This window comes from Buttiauxella sp. 3AFRM03, assembly GCF_003675305.1.
In the GTDB taxonomy this organism is placed as follows: domain Bacteria; phylum Pseudomonadota; class Gammaproteobacteria; order Enterobacterales; family Enterobacteriaceae; genus Buttiauxella; species Buttiauxella ferragutiae.
On sequence record NZ_CP033076.1, the window covers coordinates 3,609,759 to 3,625,798 of the forward strand.

The window sequence follows — 16,040 nt, forward strand, 5'->3', positions numbered from 1 at the left end:
GCAAAACTAAGAAATTTTCCAGGTTTCCCCTGGAAGCCATCTCAGGCCAAAGCTGCTGCTGATTTTTACAATACCTGCTATCACGCAGGTTTTTAAATCAGGAGTAATCCATGCTGGCCTTATTAAACCAGGTGCGCAAGCCGACCCTGGATCTGCCGCTCGATGTACGGCGCAAGATGTGGTTCAAACCGTTCATGCAGTCTTATCTGGTAGTTTTTATTGGCTACCTGACCATGTACCTGATTCGTAAGAACTTCAATATTGCGCAGAATGACATGATCTCGACCTACGGGCTGAGCATGACGCAACTGGGGATGATCGGCCTGGGCTTTTCCATCACCTACGGCGTGGGCAAAACCCTGGTTTCCTACTATGCAGATGGCAAAAACACTAAGCAGTTCCTGCCGTTTATGCTGATCCTCTCCGCAATCTGTATGTTAGGTTTTAGCGCCAGTATGGGAACGGGTTCTGTCAGCCTGTTTATGATGATTGCCTTCTACGCCCTGAGCGGCTTCTTCCAAAGCGCGGGTGGTTCGTGCAGCTATTCCACCATTACCAAATGGACGCCTCGCCGTAAGCGTGGAACCTATCTGGGGCTGTGGAATATCTCCCATAATCTGGGTGGTGCTGGCGCGGCGGGTGTGGCGCTGTTTGGCGCGAACGTCCTGTTCGACGGTCACGTGATTGGCATGTTTATCTTCCCGTCCATCATCGCGTTGGTTGTTGGCTTCATTGGCCTGCGATATGGCAGCGACTCCCCTGAATCTTACGGCTTGGGTAAAGCTGAAGAGCTGTTCAGCGAAGAACTGAGCGAAGAAGATAAAGTGACCGAAGATGAGTCGATGACCAAATGGCAGATCTTCGTTGAATACGTGTTAAAGAACAAAGTTATCTGGTTGCTATGCTTTTCCAACATCTTCCTCTACGTGGTGCGCATTGGCATCGATCAGTGGTCTACGGTTTACGCCTTCCAGGAGCTGAAGCTCTCTAAAGAAGTAGCGATTCAGGGCTTTACTCTGTTTGAAGTGGGGGCGTTGGTCGGCACATTGCTGTGGGGCTGGCTGTCGGATCTGGCGAATGGTCGCCGTGCGCTGGTCGCCTGTGTCGCACTGGCATTAATTATCGCTACCCTCGGCGTTTATCAGCACGCCAGCAACCAGTATGTCTACCTGACATCACTGTTCGCGCTGGGCTTTCTGGTGTTTGGCCCGCAGTTGCTGATTGGTGTAGCGGCGGTCGGTTTCGTTCCGAAAAAAGCCATCGGCGCGGCCGACGGAATTAAAGGAACCTTTGCTTATCTTATCGGTGACAGTTTCGCTAAATTGGGGCTGGGGATGATTGCCGATGGTACGCCAATCTTTGGCCTGACCGGCTGGGCAGGGACTTTCGCTGCACTGGATGCTGCTGCTATTGGCTGCATTGTACTGATGGCGATGGTCGCGATAATGGAAGAACGCAAAATCCGCCGCGATAAACGCATTCAGCGTTTAGCTACCCAGTAATAGTTGACAGTAATAGTTGAAGGGTTTGCTGGATCTAATGGATTCAGTAAACCCGTTTTCGAAGGGTTACAGAGACTTAATCATCCGCACTTCGCAATCCACGTGTCCGGTACAGCCAAGTGGTTCAGAAATATGTTCAAAGCCCAGGTGCTCATACAGCGCAATCGCTTCGGTCAGAAACGCAGTGGTTTCCAGATAGCAGCGTTTAAAACCCTCTTCGCGGGCGAAATCCATCGCCTGTAACGCCAGACGTTTTGCCAGACCTTTGCCACGAACCACCGGCAGGAAATACATCTTCTGCAATTCACAAATATCCGGCTCGCTACACGTTAAAGGTGCGACACCTCCGCCACCGACCACTTTGCCATCCATTTCTACAATCCAGAAAGCATGCCCAGGTTGGCTATAAACCTGAAATAGCTCGTCCAGATTGGGATCGGCCACCGTGTAGCCTTTATCGGCAGTTAAACCATATTCAGCAGAGACTTCACGGATAACACGGGCAATAGCCGCATTATCGTGGGGGGTTATCCGGCGCAGAGCGATTTCAACCGGAGCTTCGATATTCATAAATTAGCTCGTGATTTATTAAAGAATATTCCGATTTAATAGCACTCCCCTCAGGAGGGTGCAAGCGTATAAAAAAGGCCGGGAAATTTCCCCGGCCTTTTAACTTTCAACCAACCTAATTACAGCGCGGCAATCGTCGCTTTCTGTTCAGTCAGTTTCACTTTAGCTTCGCCACAAGCAGCCAGACGTTCGCGTTCTTTCGCGACAACAGCTTCAGGCGCGCGTGCCACAAAGCCTTCGTTAGACAGCTTGTTTTCGATGGCTGTAATTTCAACATCCAGCTTCGCCATCTCTTTATCCAGACGTGCAAGTTCAGCCGCTTTGTCTACCAGACCCGCCATAGGGATCAGCAGCTCTGCACCTTCGATGATTTTGGTCACGGAAACCGGGCCTTTATCATCAGCAGGCAGCAGGGTGATGCTTTCCAGGCGCGCCAGGTTTTGCAGGAAGGTACGGTTCGCATTAACGCGACGTTCCGCTTCTGCACTGACGTTGCGCAGCAATACTGGCAGTGGTTTACCCGGAGAGATGTTCATCTCAGCACGAACGTTACGCACTGCGGTGATTGCCAGCTTCAGCCACTCGGTATCGGCAAACGCAGCTTCATCGTCCTGTGCGCTGTTATACGCCGGGAACGGTTGCAGCATGATGGTATCGTCGGTGATGCCTTTGAAGGTTTTCACGCGCTGCCAGATGGTTTCAGTGATGAATGGAATGATTGGATGCGCAAGACGCAGCAAACCTTCCAGCACGTTAATCAGCGTATTACGCGTGCCGCGCAATTCCGCTTCAGAGCCACTGTTCATGACCGGTTTGGTCAGCTCCAGATACCAGTCACAGAACTGGTTCCAGGTGAATTCATACAGAATGTTGGCAGCGATATCAAAGCGATAGCTGTCCAGCGCTTCACGGTACGCTTTCACCGTGCGGTTGAATTCCGCCAGAATCCAGCGGTCTGCCAGAGACAGAACCATTTCGCCGCCGTTAAAGCCGCAATCCTGGTCTTCGGTATTCATCATCACGAAACGGCTGGCGTTCCACAGCTTGTTACAGAAGTTACGGTAACCTTCCAGGCGCTTCATGTCCCAGTTGATATCGCGACCGGTAGAAGCCAGTGCAGCCAGCGTAAAGCGCAGTGCATCGGTGCCGTGTGGCTCAATGCCGTTCGGGAATTGCTTCTCGGTACGCTTACGGATTTTCTCAGCCAGTTGTGGCTGCATCATGTTACCGGTGCGTTTCTCAAGCAGGTCTTCCAGGGAGATACCATCAACCATATCCAGTGGATCGATAACGTTACCCTTGGACTTGGACATTTTCTGCCCTTCGTCATCACGGATAAGACCGGTCATATAGACGGTTTTAAACGGAACCTGTGGTTTGCCGTCTTCATCTTTGATGAAGTGCATGGTCAGCATGATCATGCGTGCAATCCAGAAGAAGATGATGTCAAAGCCGCTAACCATCACGCTGGTAGGGTGGAAGGTTCGCAGCGCTTCGGTGTTTTCCGGCCAGCCGAGTGTGGAGAACGTCCACAGACCGGAGGAGAACCAGGTATCCAGTACGTCTTCGTCCTGGTTCAGAACAACGTCGTCGCTAAGATTGTTTTCAGCACGGACTTCCGCTTCGTTGCGGCCAACGTACACGTTGCCTTCAGCATCGTACCAGGCCGGGATACGGTGACCCCACCACAGCTGACGAGAAATACACCAGTCCTGAATATCACGCATCCAGGAGAAGTACATGTTTTCGTACTGCTTCGGCACGAACTGAATGTCGCCTTGCTCAACCGCTTCAACCGCGACTTTCGCCAGCGGAGCAGTACGCACGTACCATTGGTCAGTCAGCATTGGCTCGATAACCACGCCGCCACGGTCGCCGTAAGGTACGGTCAGATCGTGTGGTTTGACTTCTTCGAGCAGGCCCATTTCATCAAACGCCGCAACCACCGCTTTACGCGCGGCGAAACGTTCTAATTTCTGGAATTGAGCCGGGATTTCGTTGCTATACACATCGGCTTCTTCGCCGTTGGTATCGAACACTTCTGCTGTTTCGCGGATATCACCGTCGAAGGTCAGAATGTTGATCATTGGCAGGGCGTGACGACGGCCAACTTCATAGTCGTTAAAGTCGTGTGCAGGCGTTATTTTCACGCAGCCGGTGCCTTTTTCCATATCGGCGTGTTCATCGCCAACAACTGGAATGCGGCGGTTAACCAGCGGCAGCACCACAAATTTACCGATCAAATCTTTATAACGCGGATCTTCCGGGTTCACGGCCACGCCAGTATCACCGAGTACGGTTTCTGGACGGGTGGTCGCAACAACCAGGTAATCTTTGCCATCAGCGGTTTTCGCGCCGTCAGCCAGCGGATAACGCAGGTGCCACATGGAACCTTTGGACTCACGGTTTTCCACTTCCAGATCGGAAATTGCCGTGCGCAGTTTCGGGTCCCAGTTTACCAGGCGCTTACCGCGATAAATCAGGTCTTCTTTGTACAGGCGAACGAACACTTCTTTCACCGCGTTGGACAGGCCTTCATCCATGGTGAAGCGTTCGCGCTCCCAGTCAACTGAGTTGCCGAGACGACGCATCTGACGGGTGATGGTGCCACCAGACTCTGCCTTCCACTGCCAAATTTTCTCGATAAAGGCGTCGCGGCCATAGTCGTGACGTGTTTTCCCTTCTTCGGCGGCAATTTTGCGCTCAACGACCATCTGGGTCGCGATGCCGGCGTGGTCAGTCCCCGCCTGCCACAGAGTATTTTTACCCTGCATGCGCTGGTAACGAATCATGGTATCCATGATCGTTTGCTGGAAGGCGTGACCCATATGCAAGCTGCCGGTAACGTTCGGCGGCGGGATCATGATGCAGAAGCTTTCCTGGCTGGTATCGCCATTTGGCTTAAAGTAGCCCTGCTGTTCCCAGTGCTCGTAAAGCGGCTGTTCGATATCTTGCGGGTTATATGTCTTTTCCATTGTCTGCTATGTCGTTCCCGGCGGGGTATGAGTCGCCGTAGTCAAGTGGAAACCAGCAACGCGATATGCTTTATAGCGATCGCGGGCCAGTTGTTTTTGAGTGTCTTCGTAAGGTACGAAGTCTATCACTTCATGGAAAGCGGTGGCAAAATCTGCGAACTGTGGCAACAGGCTAATCAGCACATCGCGGGCTGAACTCCCACGCCGCTGCGGCCAGGCCAATTCCACAGGGGCTCCGTAACGCGGGCCTTCACCGGCAAGATTATGCGGTACAAACGCGTGCGCGTCGCGCTGCCAAAGAGCTTCATCCAGACGGATCGCTTGTTGTTCATCAACACAAGCAATCAGCAGGCGTTTTCCTGCGCGAAAGCTTTCTGCCGCCAGTTCACACACCAACGCTTCAACGGCACTCAACTCACCGGAAGGCGTGTCGTTGTCGAGCAGGTAGAACGTCGCGTTTTTCATTAAGCCAGCTTTTTCTATTGAATATGGACGCCCTCACCCTAACCCTCTCCCCCAGGAGAGGGAACATTCTTTTCACCCTCTCCTGAGGGAGAGGGTCGGGGTGAGGGGAAACAATCACTCTTCGCCGTTAAACCCTGAACGGTTCAACAGGAATTGCGACAACAGTGCCACCGGACGACCGGTTGCCCCTTTCGCTTTACCTGAACGCCAGGCGGTACCTGCGATATCGAGGTGTGCCCAGTTGTACTTACGGGTAAAGCGCGACAGGAAGCAGGCTGCAGTGATAGCGCCGCCTGGACGGCCACCGATATTTGCCATATCAGCAAAATTGGTTTCCAACTGTTCCTGATACTCATCGGCAATCGGCAGACGCCACGCGCGGTCACCCGCTTGCTCAGAGGCGCTAATCAGCTCATGTGCCAGTGGGTTGTGATTCGACATCAAACCGGTGATGTGATGGCCCAGGGCAATCACACATGCGCCGGTAAGCGTTGCCACATCGATAACCACTTCAGGTTCGAAGCGCTCAACATAAGTCAGCACATCACACAGCACCAGACGGCCTTCCGCATCGGTATTCAGTACTTCAACGGTCTGGCCAGACATCGTTGTCAGCACGTCGCCTGGGCGATACGCACGCCCGCCAGGCATGTTTTCACAGCCCGCCAGCACGCCGATAACGTTAATTGGCAGATTCAGTTCAGCCACCATACGCATCACGCCGTACACGGAAGCTGCGCCGCACATATCGTATTTCATCTCATCCATGCCTTCGGCAGGTTTGATAGAAATACCACCTGAGTCGAACGTCAGGCCTTTACCGACCAGCACGATAGGGCGCACATCCGGTGAATTATTGCCTTTGTATTCGATTACGGACATCAGAGATTCGTTCTGGGAACCATCACCTACTGCGAGGTAAGAGTGCATGCCCAGCTCTTTCATCTGCTGCTCACCGATGACACGAGTGACCACATTTTTGCTGTAAGAATCAGCCAGTTGACGTGCCTGGGAAGCCAGGTATGCCGCGTTACAGATGTTTGGTGGCATATTGCCAAGATCTTTTGCTGCTTTAATACCGGCAGCAATCGCCAGACCATGCTGAATGGCGCGCTCGCCGCTGGTCAGTTCGCGACGGGTTGGCACGTTAAAGACCATTTTACGCAACGGACGACGTGGCTCGCTTTTGTTGGTCTTGAGCTGATCGAAGCTATACAAGGACTCTTTTGCCGTTTCCACCGCCTGGCGTACTTTCCAGTAAGTGTTGCGGCCTTTAACGTGGAGTTCGGTCAGGAAGCAAACGGCTTCCATCGAACCCGTATCGTTTAGTGTATTGATCGTTTTTTGGATAACTTGCTTATACTGACGCTCGTCCAGTTCACGTTCTTTGCCACAGCCAATCAGCAGAATGCGCTCTGAGAGCACGTTCGGAACATGGTGAAGCAATAAAGTTTGGCCGGCTTTTCCCTCGAGCTCACCACGGCGCAAAAGCGCGCTGATGTAGCCATCGCTGATTTTATCGAGTTGTTCGGCGACCGGGGACAGGCGACGCGGTTCAAAGACTCCCACAACGATGCAGGCACTACGCTGTTTCTCGGGGCTACCGCTTTTTACACTGAACTCCATGCACTACGCTCCTGAATCTTAAAGACAACGACGGTGGCTACAGCTAGAATTACAAGCTTTCGTAACTCATGTCCGCGGTTGCGATGACTTCGTGTTAATCTTACGAGTATGTTTGTACTGTTTTGGCGACGTCAATTAAATCACCCTGTGCCAGAAACATGCTGAGCTTCTTAATCTTAGCGATGTTTTCGACGACTCAAGAGAATAAATGACGTATAAGCGATGAAACAAGCAATTTTCCTGCAAAAAGACTCGTTTTCACAGGCGTATTTAATGTGATTATCATAAGATATCTGGTTCGGGAGACGTTCAAAAGCCAACTTGCGATCCTCTTCATCCTGCTGCTGATCTTCTTTTGTCAGAAGCTAGTCAGGATTCTTGGGGCAGCGGTTGACGGCGATATTCCGACAAATCTCGTTTTCTCTCTCTTAGGGCTGGGCGTGCCTGAAATGGCGCAACTTATCCTGCCTCTTAGCCTTTTCCTTGGGTTACTCATGACCTTTGGCCGCCTGTATACCGAAAGCGAAATTACGGTAATGCATGCTTGTGGCTTGAGTAAAGCGGTGCTGATCAAAGCTGCAATGATCCTCGCACTCTTTACCGGTGCTGTTGCTACCATCAACGTGATGTGGCTCGGCCCGTGGTCTTCACGCCACCAGGATGCAGTGCTGGCGGAAGCCAAAGCTAACCCTGGCATGGCTGCGCTGGCTCAAGGGCAATTCCAGCAAGCGACCGATGGCAACTCAGTGCTGTTCATTGAGAGTGTTAACGGTTCAAGCTTCAACGATGTTTTCCTGGCGCAATTGCGTCCGAAAGGTAATGCGCGTCCATCCGTCGTTGTTGCGGATTCCGGCCATTTGTCACAGCGGCCAGATGGTTCCCAGGTGGTGACGCTCAATACGGGCACTCGTTTTGAAGGCACCGCACTGCTGCGTGATTTCCGTATTACAGACTTCCAGGATTACCAGGCGATTGTTGGGCACCAGTCGGTCGCGCTTGATCCCGATGACTCCAGTCAAATGTACACGCGAGCCTTGTGGGCAAGCGATGCGCCTAACACGCGAGCTGAATTACATTGGCGTCTTACGCTGATAGTGACCGTCTTTATCATGGCATTGATGGTTGTTCCGTTAAGCGTAGTGAACCCGCGACAAGGTCGTGTGCTTTCAATGCTGCCAGCCATGTTGTTGTATTTGGTCTTCTTCCTGCTGCAAACTTCTCTGAAATCGAATGCGGCGAAAGGGAAAATCGACCCAATGCTATGGATGTGGTTGGTTAACCTGGTCTATTTTGCCATCGCAGTGGTGCTCAATGTGTGGGATACGGTGCCGATGCGCCAGCTACGTGCACGCTTTAGCAAAACACGAGGAGCGGCATAAATGTTTGGTGTTCTCGACCGTTATATCGGTAAAACCATCTTCACCACCATCATGATGACATTGTTCATGCTGGTGTCGCTGTCGGGCATTATTAAGTTTGTTGACCAGTTGAAAAAGGCCGGTCAGGGCAGCTATTCGGCGATGGGGGCGGGGATATATACCGTCCTTAGCATTCCAAAAGACATCCAGATTTTCTTCCCGATGGCCGCACTTCTCGGTGCGTTGTTAGGGTTAGGGATGCTGGCACAGCGCAGTGAGCTGGTGGTTATGCAGGCCTCCGGTTTTACCCGCATGCAGATTGCCTTGGCCGTAATGAAAACGGCTATTCCGCTGGTGTTGCTGACTATGGCCATTGGTGAATGGGTGGCACCGCAAGGCGAACAAATGGCGCGTAACTACCGTGCGCAACAGATGTACGGCGGTTCTTTGCTGACGACCCAGCAAGGTTTGTGGGCAAAAGATGGCCACAACTTTGTCTATATCGAACGTGTGAAAGGTAACAACGACCTCGCCGGTGTGAGCATTTACAGTTTCAGTAAAGAAAAACGCCTCGAATCAGTTCGATATGCCGCATCAGCACAATACGATGTGGAGCATAAAGTATGGCGACTGTCTCAGGTTGATGAATCTAACCTCACCGACACGAAACAAATTACTGGCTCACAGACGGTTAGTGGCGAGTGGAAAACTAACTTAACCCCAGACAAACTGGGTGTTGTGGCACTCGACCCGGATGCGCTATCGATTAGCGGTCTGCACAACTACGTTAAGTACCTTAAGGCCAGTGGACAAGATGCCGGGCGTTATCAGCTCAATATGTGGAGCAAAATCTTCGCGCCACTCTCTGTTGCGGTAATGATGTTAATGGCACTGTCGTTCATCTTTGGCCCACTGCGTAGCGTGCCGATGGGGGTGAGAGTTGTCACCGGTATCAGCTTTGGTTTTGTGTTCTACGTGCTCGACCAAATATTTGGCCCTCTCAGCCTTGTGTACAGCATCCCGCCGATTTTGGGTGCTTTGCTACCAAGTGCAACGTTCTTCTTAATCAGCCTGTGGTTAATGATGAAGCGCTCCGGCTAATACCCATCATACTTCAAGCTGCAACTGTGTTGGCTGCACTCACAAACCCCAGTCACTTACTTATGTAAGCTCCTGGGGCTTATGCGGCCCATCCTTGGGTCTTACCCCTTTGGGGACGCTGCAAGCAGCGTTCAAATTTGTTCCAGACAAATTTGTTGTTCTTTTGCCGCCTTGCTGCAACTCGAATTATTTTGGGTATAGATAGTTAACGTGTAGATATTACCGTTTACGCCCACCCATAATACTACCTAAGACTCCACGAATAATTTGGTTAGTCACCTGGCGTGCTGCACTCTTGGCCATGGTTTGCACCACACCGTCTTTTTTGCCACCACGCGGCCCTGTGGTTCCAAACAAAATATCCTTCAGTCCGCCAAGGATGCCGTCATCTACCGCAACAGATTCGCCTTTTGCAGGCGGTGCATTTTGTTGCTCACCTGCGGCTTGCACACCCTGTTGTAATCGTTCATAGGCGGATTCACGATCGACCGTTTCATCGTATTTGCCGTATAGCGGTGAATGATTCAGTAACCCGTTACGTTCATCTTCAGTGACTGGCCCCATGCGTGAGCAAGGTGCAATTACCATGGCGCGCTCGACTACCGTTGGGCTGCCTTTTTCGTCCAGCAAAGAAATCAATGCTTCCCCAGTCCCAAGCTCCTGAATCGCTTTCTCAGTATCGAATTTAGGGTTGGCTCGCATGGTTTGTGCCGCCGTTTTTACTGCTTTCTGGTCCTTCGGTGTAAAGGCGCGTAGCGCATGCTGGACCCGATTACCTAACTGCCCCAGTACGGTATCTGGAATATCCGACGGGTTTTGGGAAACAAAATACACCCCAACGCCTTTGGAACGAATCAAACGAATAACCTGCTCGATTTTATCCAGTAGCACTTGCGGCGCGTCGTTAAATAGCAGATGCGCTTCATCAAAAAAGAACACTAGTTTTGGTTTTTCCAGGTCACCAGCTTCTGGTAGTTGTTCATAAATTTCTGAAAGCATCCACAGCAAACTGGCGGCATACAGTTTCGGCATCTGGTACAGCTTTTCGGCAGATAAAATATTGATAATGCCTTTACCGTTGGCATCGGTACGCATCCAGTCTTTAATATCCAGCATCGGTTCGCCAAAGAAATACTCAGCACCTTGTTGTTCGAGCTGTAAAAGCCCACGTTGAATGGCACCGACAGAAGCACTGCTGATATTGCCGTACTGGTTCTGGAACGATTTTGCGTTATCGCCGATGTACTGCGTCGCGGCGCGCAAATCTTTAAAATCGAGCAGCAACAAGCCTTGATCATCAGCAATGCGGAAGATGATTTGTAGCACACCAGACTGTACTTCATTGAGATTAAGCAGGCGGGCGAGTAACAGCGGGCCAAGATCTGAAACAGTCGCCCGTACCGGATGGCCTTTTTCGCCAAAGATGTCCCACAGCACCACCGGGTTTTTGTGCGGTGACCAGTCAGTCACACCAATTTTTGCCAGCCGTGCGAGCAGCTTTTCAGACTCAACGCCTTCTTGTGCAATACCGGTGAGGTCACCTTTCACATCCGCCATAAATACCGGTACGCCAATCTCTGAAAACGACTCAGCCAGCTTTTGTAACGTCACCGTTTTACCGGTGCCGGTCGCCCCGGTTATCAGCCCGTGACGGTTTGCCATGCCGGGCAGTAAATGCAGTTCTTGTTCAGTGGTTCTGGCAATCAGCAGTGGTGCAATCATGATGATTTCCTGTGGCGATATTTCCATAAGCATAGCAAGCGCATACGGAACGTCACCCGCCAAAATCCTGGTTTGCGCAGATCCTCGCAGCAAAGGCTATGCTTTGCATATGTATTACTTATTATTGGGAAGCCATGTCCAGATTCTTCTTTAACGACCGTCAGAAAATGGTCGACGATGCCATCGAAGGTGTGATCATCAGCTCTCGTTTTCGTAATTTGACCCGTTTAGATACCGATCCCGCTATACGTGTGGTGGTACGCAAAGACTGGAATAAGAGCAAAGTGGCGATTATTTCAGGTGGCGGTTCGGGGCATGAACCGGCTCACGCAGGCTTTGTTGGCAAAGGGATGCTAACCGCTGCGGTATGTGGGGACTTGTTTGCCTCGCCAAGCGTGGATGCGGTTTTAAACGCGATTGTTGCGGTCACGGGCGATCGCGGTTGTTTGCTTATCGTCAAAAACTACACTGGCGATCGTCTTAATTTCGGGCTTGCGGCGGAGAAGGCCAAAAAACACGGTCTCAAAGTGGAGATGGTGATCGTTGGCGATGATATTTCGTTGCCCGATAACAAACAGCCACGCGGCATTGCCGGAACGGTACTGGTGCATAAAATTGCGGGCTTTGCCGCAGAACAAGGCAAGTCTTTGAGCGATGTTCGAGACATCGCGCAAAGTGCCTGCGATAGCATTGCCAGCATGGGTGTCGCCATGCAAACCTGCAACCTTCCGGACCAAAATGAAGAAGAAGGGCGCATCAAAGGCGGGCATCTCGAGCTAGGTCTGGGGATTCATGGTGAACCTGGCGCCAGTACACTGGATAGCCAAAACAGCCAGAAGACGATTGCTACTCTGGTGAATCATTTGCGTAAAAAGACCGGCAACGACGCAAGACTGGCAGTGCTGGTTAACAATCTTGGCGGCGTATCGTCTTTGGAAATGGCCATGCTTACCAAAGAGCTGGTGCATTCAGAATTAAAAGACCAGATCGATTATTTGATTGGCCCGGCACCACTGGTCACTGCATTGGATATGAAAGGATTTTCACTGTCCGCTATAGTGCTAAATGATCGTTTTATCAAAGCATTGCATGCAGATGTGGAAACGGCAGGCTGGTGCCCGGTGGTAAAACTCCACGCGATGCCAAAGCGGAAACACAGTGTGATACGTATCGAATCATCGGCGAAGCCGTCAGAAAATGCGGACGTTAAAACGTTGGTGGCGAATATTACGAATACGCTTATCGCACAGGAAAAAGCGTTGAATGCGCTGGATGCCAAAGTCGGAGATGGTGATACTGGCTCCACGTTTGCACAGGGTGCACGCGACATTGCACAGCTTAACGATGACGGCAAACTGCCATTAAATGACCCAGCGGCGCTGCTGGAATTAATCGGCGAACGCCTGGCAACGGTGATGGGTGGCTCAAGTGGCGTACTGATGTCGATCTTCTTCACTGCGAGCGGGCAGCAAGTCGCTAAAAAGCAGCCACTTGTCGATGCCTTGCTATTTGGCCTTGAACAAATGAAACGCTACGGTGGGGCAGAACTGGGTGATCGCACGCTAATTGACGCGTTACAGCCAGCACTGGAAGCATTAAAAAATCAGGATTTGTCTGCTGCAATAGAAGCCGCGGAAGCTGGTGCAGCAGCCACGGCGAAAATGCAGAAAGCTAATGCCGGGCGTTCGTCGTATGTAAACAGCGAGAATCTGAAAGGGGTAAAGGATCCAGGTGCAGTAGCGATTGCCGCAGTATTTGCCGGGATAAAGTAAGTTAGAGCATTGAACGTGATTTTGTAGGGTGGATAAGCGCCAGCGTCACCCACCATTTTTTCCGATCACGCCTGCCCGCTCAATGCCATCTGCGTTAACCAAAGCCGCGTATCAAACTCCAGTTGGTGATATTGCGGCTCCATATGGCAGCACAGCGAGTAAAACGCCTTGTTATGATCTTTCTCTTTTAAATGCGCCAGCTCGTGCACCACGATCATGCGCAAAAAGGCTTCTGGCGCATTTTTAAATACTGTCGCCACGCGAATTTCAGCTTTGGCTTTTAGCTTGTTCCCTTGCACGCGCGACACGGCAGTATGCAAACCCAGCGCATTATTCAGCACATGAATTTTGCTGTCATAAGCCACTTTATTAATCGGCGGCGCATTACGCAGATACTGGTTTTTAATCTCTTGCGTCCAGGCATACAACGCTTTATCGGTAGTGATGTTATGCGTTTCTGGATAGCGTTTTTGCAGTACCTCGCCCAGACGTTGTTCCGCAATCAGCGTGCGAACCTGAGAGAGCAAATGCTCTGGGTAGCCCTGTAAATAAGTTAAATTGCTCATAGTTCTCGCTTGCTCGAAGTCTTTCAAAAGGCAGTTGCGCAGTTTTTGGAAAAAAAAGGGTATACTCACGCCCCCATTCGGGGATTACGCCGAAATTTTACCATCCAGGAGGGCCGATGAGCCAATTAGACAACGGTTTCCGTTCACTGACACTAAAACGTTTTCCAGAAACGGATGACGTTAACCCACTACAGGCGTGGGAAGCTGCCGATGATTATCTTTTGCAGCAACTGGACGAAATCGAAATCAGTGGCCCGGTCCTGATTTTTAACGATAACTTCGGGGCGCTGTCTTGCGTGCTGGCTGAACACAAGCCGTACAGCATCAGCGACTCGTATCTTAGCGAACTGGCTATCCGTGAGAACTTGCGCGAGAACGGCATCGTTGAATCCAGCGTCACGTTTGTTGATAGCACTGCAAAATATCCAGAAGCTCCAGCAGTGGTTCTGATTAAGATCCCTAAAACGCTGGCATTACTGGAACAACAACTGCGCTCGCTGCACAGTGTCGTGACCCCAGAAACACGTATTATCGCGGGTGCGAAAACACGCGACATTCACAACTCAACTATTGAGCTGTTTGAAAAGATCCTTGGGCCGACCACGACCACTCTGGCCTGGAAAAAAGCGCGTCTCATCAACTGTACTTTCAATGCACCCGTGTTGAAAGAAGCCGCAGAAACCCTGAGCTGGAAACTGGAAGGTACGCCGTGGACGATTCACAACCACGCCAACGTATTCTCCCGCACTGGCCTGGATATTGGCGCTCGTTTCTTTATTGAAAACTTGCCAACTAACCTGGAAGGCGAAATTGTCGATTTAGGTTGTGGTAACGGTGTGATTGGCCTGCACTTGCTGGAGCAAAGCCCAGAAGCAAAAGTGGTATTTGTTGATGAATCACCGATGGCCGTTGCTTCAAGCCGCCTGAACGTTGAAACCAACATGCCGGAAAATCTGGATCGCTGCGAATTTATGATCAACAACGCGTTGTCAGGTGTTGAGCCATATCGCTTTAACACGATTCTGTGCAACCCACCGTTCCATCAGCAACATTCGTTGACCGATCAGGTGGCGTGGGAAATGTTCCACCACGCCCGTCGTTGCCTGCAAAATGGCGGTGAGCTGTACATCGTTGCTAACCGCCATCTGGACTACTATCACAAGCTGAAGAAAATCTTCGGTAACTGCGATACCGTTGCTACGAACAAAAAATTCGTGGTGCTAAAAGCCGTGAAGCTGGGCCGTCTTCGCTAAGCGTTTGGTCACTTCTGCTAAAAGTGGTGGATGACGCTTATCGCTTATCCACCCTACAAAACCTGGCCTGTAGCTACCGTCTTGGACGTCAAGCGGTAGCTGCATAATTTTCATCCCATGGTAATCGGGTTTTCAGTACGCCGAAGCACATATGTACCAGCTTACGCATCACTGCACCCAGCGCCGCTTTTTTCGCCTTACCTTTCGCTACCAGCCTTTCATATATCGCCTTCGCGGGTTTATTCCACCGGATTGCACTCAGGGCTGCTACATACAGTTTGGCTCTGACTATTGAGGGGCCTGTTTTTGACATATGTGCCCGCCCGCGTACCGAACTGCCGGACACTCTCTCCACCGGTGTTATTCCCAGATACGCTGCCACCTGCGAGGCACTTTTGAACGTCCCGTCTTTCAGTAGTGCCAGCATCTCCCGTCCCACCTGCTCCTTCACACATTTTATCGATTTCAGCAGCTCCAGATCGGCCTTCAGTCCCGGGTCGTTATCTGTGTGGTCAGTAATGAGCTTTTCTATCCGTTCCAGTTCATCACTCAGCCAGCCGTGTGTCCGCTCCAGTGAGCCTATGACCTCCCGTGGTGTCGAGGTTGAATGCGCTTTTTCAAGCCGGTTGGCCGTCCTCTGCACATCCTCTTTCAGCGCGTCGCGCTGACGCAACAACGCCCTGAGTTTACGGACTTCAACTGACGGTGGGACCCAGGCATCGGGATGCTTCAGCTCGCCATAACAGGCCAGCACAAATGCGTCCACTGTGTCATTTTTCGTGAGGATATCCATTCCGCAGGCAAACTCACGGACACGGTATGGATTGGCCATGCAGACAGAAATCCCCGCATCATGAAGCCCATACGCCAGATTCTCATGGTAGATACCCGTGGCTTCCATCACGACTGTCATATTATCAGAGGCGCATTTTTGGGCCTCCAGCCAGTCGATGATTTTGCGGGCCACACAGGGTTCATTGGTGAAGACTTTCTGCTTTTTCTTACCCTTAATACCGGCAACAAGCAGACAGACATCTATTTTATTTTTGCTGATATCAGCACCGAGAAAAGCCATATTTCATCTCCTTCCACGTGAACCAACACGCCATTCCAGCCTTGTACATGCGAAG

At 51.2% G+C, this 16,040-nt stretch carries 12 protein-coding genes; 5 read left to right on the forward strand and 7 right to left on the reverse strand.

Annotation, left to right across the window (positions count from 1 at the left end):
• The first annotated feature begins 110 nt into the window (after positions 1-110).
• On the forward strand, positions 111-1,502 hold the full coding sequence (uhpT, locus tag D8682_RS18385; RefSeq protein ID WP_121814834.1) for a hexose-6-phosphate:phosphate antiporter: 1,392 nt from the start codon (positions 111-113) through the stop codon (positions 1,500-1,502).
• Positions 1,503-1,568: 66 nt separating this feature from the next.
• On the opposite strand, the gene D8682_RS18390 is transcribed toward uhpT, so the two are convergent.
• From D8682_RS18390 to pepA, 4 genes are all read right to left on the reverse strand, one after another.
• Positions 1,569-2,072 (reverse strand): GNAT family N-acetyltransferase, encoded by a 504-nt coding sequence (locus tag D8682_RS18390; protein WP_121814835.1) that lies wholly within the window; start codon positions 2,070-2,072, stop codon positions 1,569-1,571.
• A gap of 119 nt (positions 2,073-2,191) precedes the next feature.
• Positions 2,192-5,047: a valine--tRNA ligase gene (locus D8682_RS18395; protein ID WP_121814836.1), complete on the reverse strand. Its 2,856-nt coding sequence runs from the start codon at positions 5,045-5,047 to the stop codon at positions 2,192-2,194.
• A 6-nt stretch (positions 5,048-5,053) separates the two neighbouring features.
• The gene (locus D8682_RS18400; protein ID WP_064543234.1) at positions 5,054-5,512 is read right to left on the reverse strand and encodes a DNA polymerase III subunit chi; all 459 of its coding nucleotides are present in this window, start codon (positions 5,510-5,512) and stop codon (positions 5,054-5,056) included.
• Between the two features lie 114 nt (positions 5,513-5,626).
• On the reverse strand, positions 5,627-7,138 hold the full coding sequence (gene pepA / locus D8682_RS18405) for a leucyl aminopeptidase (protein WP_064543236.1): 1,512 nt from the start codon (positions 7,136-7,138) through the stop codon (positions 5,627-5,629).
• A 275-nt stretch (positions 7,139-7,413) separates the two neighbouring features.
• On the opposite strand from pepA, the gene lptF reads away from it, so the two are divergent.
• Positions 7,414-8,517, forward strand: a complete 1,104-nt coding sequence (gene lptF, locus D8682_RS18415; protein WP_064543238.1) for an LPS export ABC transporter permease LptF — start codon at positions 7,414-7,416, stop codon at positions 8,515-8,517.
• Entirely contained in the window at positions 8,518-9,597 is a 1,080-nt protein-coding gene (gene lptG, locus D8682_RS18420) for an LPS export ABC transporter permease LptG (RefSeq protein ID WP_064543240.1), read from the forward strand.
• Positions 9,598-9,816: 219 nt separating this feature from the next.
• Here lptG and D8682_RS18425 read toward each other — a convergent pair whose 3' ends face one another.
• The gene (locus D8682_RS18425; RefSeq protein ID WP_064543242.1) at positions 9,817-11,319 is read right to left on the reverse strand and encodes a helicase HerA-like C-terminal domain-containing protein; all 1,503 of its coding nucleotides are present in this window, start codon (positions 11,317-11,319) and stop codon (positions 9,817-9,819) included.
• 134 nt (positions 11,320-11,453) lie between these two features.
• On the opposite strand from D8682_RS18425, the gene D8682_RS18430 reads away from it, so the two are divergent.
• Positions 11,454-13,091, forward strand: a complete 1,638-nt coding sequence (locus tag D8682_RS18430; RefSeq protein ID WP_121814837.1) for a glycerone kinase — start codon at positions 11,454-11,456, stop codon at positions 13,089-13,091.
• 65 nt (positions 13,092-13,156) lie between these two features.
• On the opposite strand, the gene D8682_RS18435 is transcribed toward D8682_RS18430, so the two are convergent.
• Entirely contained in the window at positions 13,157-13,657 is a 501-nt protein-coding gene (locus D8682_RS18435) for a M48 family metallopeptidase (protein ID WP_064543246.1), read from the reverse strand.
• 116 nt (positions 13,658-13,773) lie between these two features.
• Here D8682_RS18435 and rlmG point away from each other — a divergent pair, with 116 nt between their 5' ends.
• Complete coding sequence (rlmG, locus tag D8682_RS18440) at positions 13,774-14,910, forward strand: 23S rRNA (guanine(1835)-N(2))-methyltransferase RlmG (RefSeq protein WP_121814838.1); 1,137 nt, start codon at positions 13,774-13,776, stop codon at positions 14,908-14,910.
• A gap of 88 nt (positions 14,911-14,998) precedes the next feature.
• On the opposite strand, the gene D8682_RS18445 is transcribed toward rlmG, so the two are convergent.
• The gene (locus D8682_RS18445; protein WP_121813607.1) at positions 14,999-15,985 is read right to left on the reverse strand and encodes an IS110 family transposase; all 987 of its coding nucleotides are present in this window, start codon (positions 15,983-15,985) and stop codon (positions 14,999-15,001) included.
• Positions 15,986-16,040: the final 55 nt, after the last annotated feature.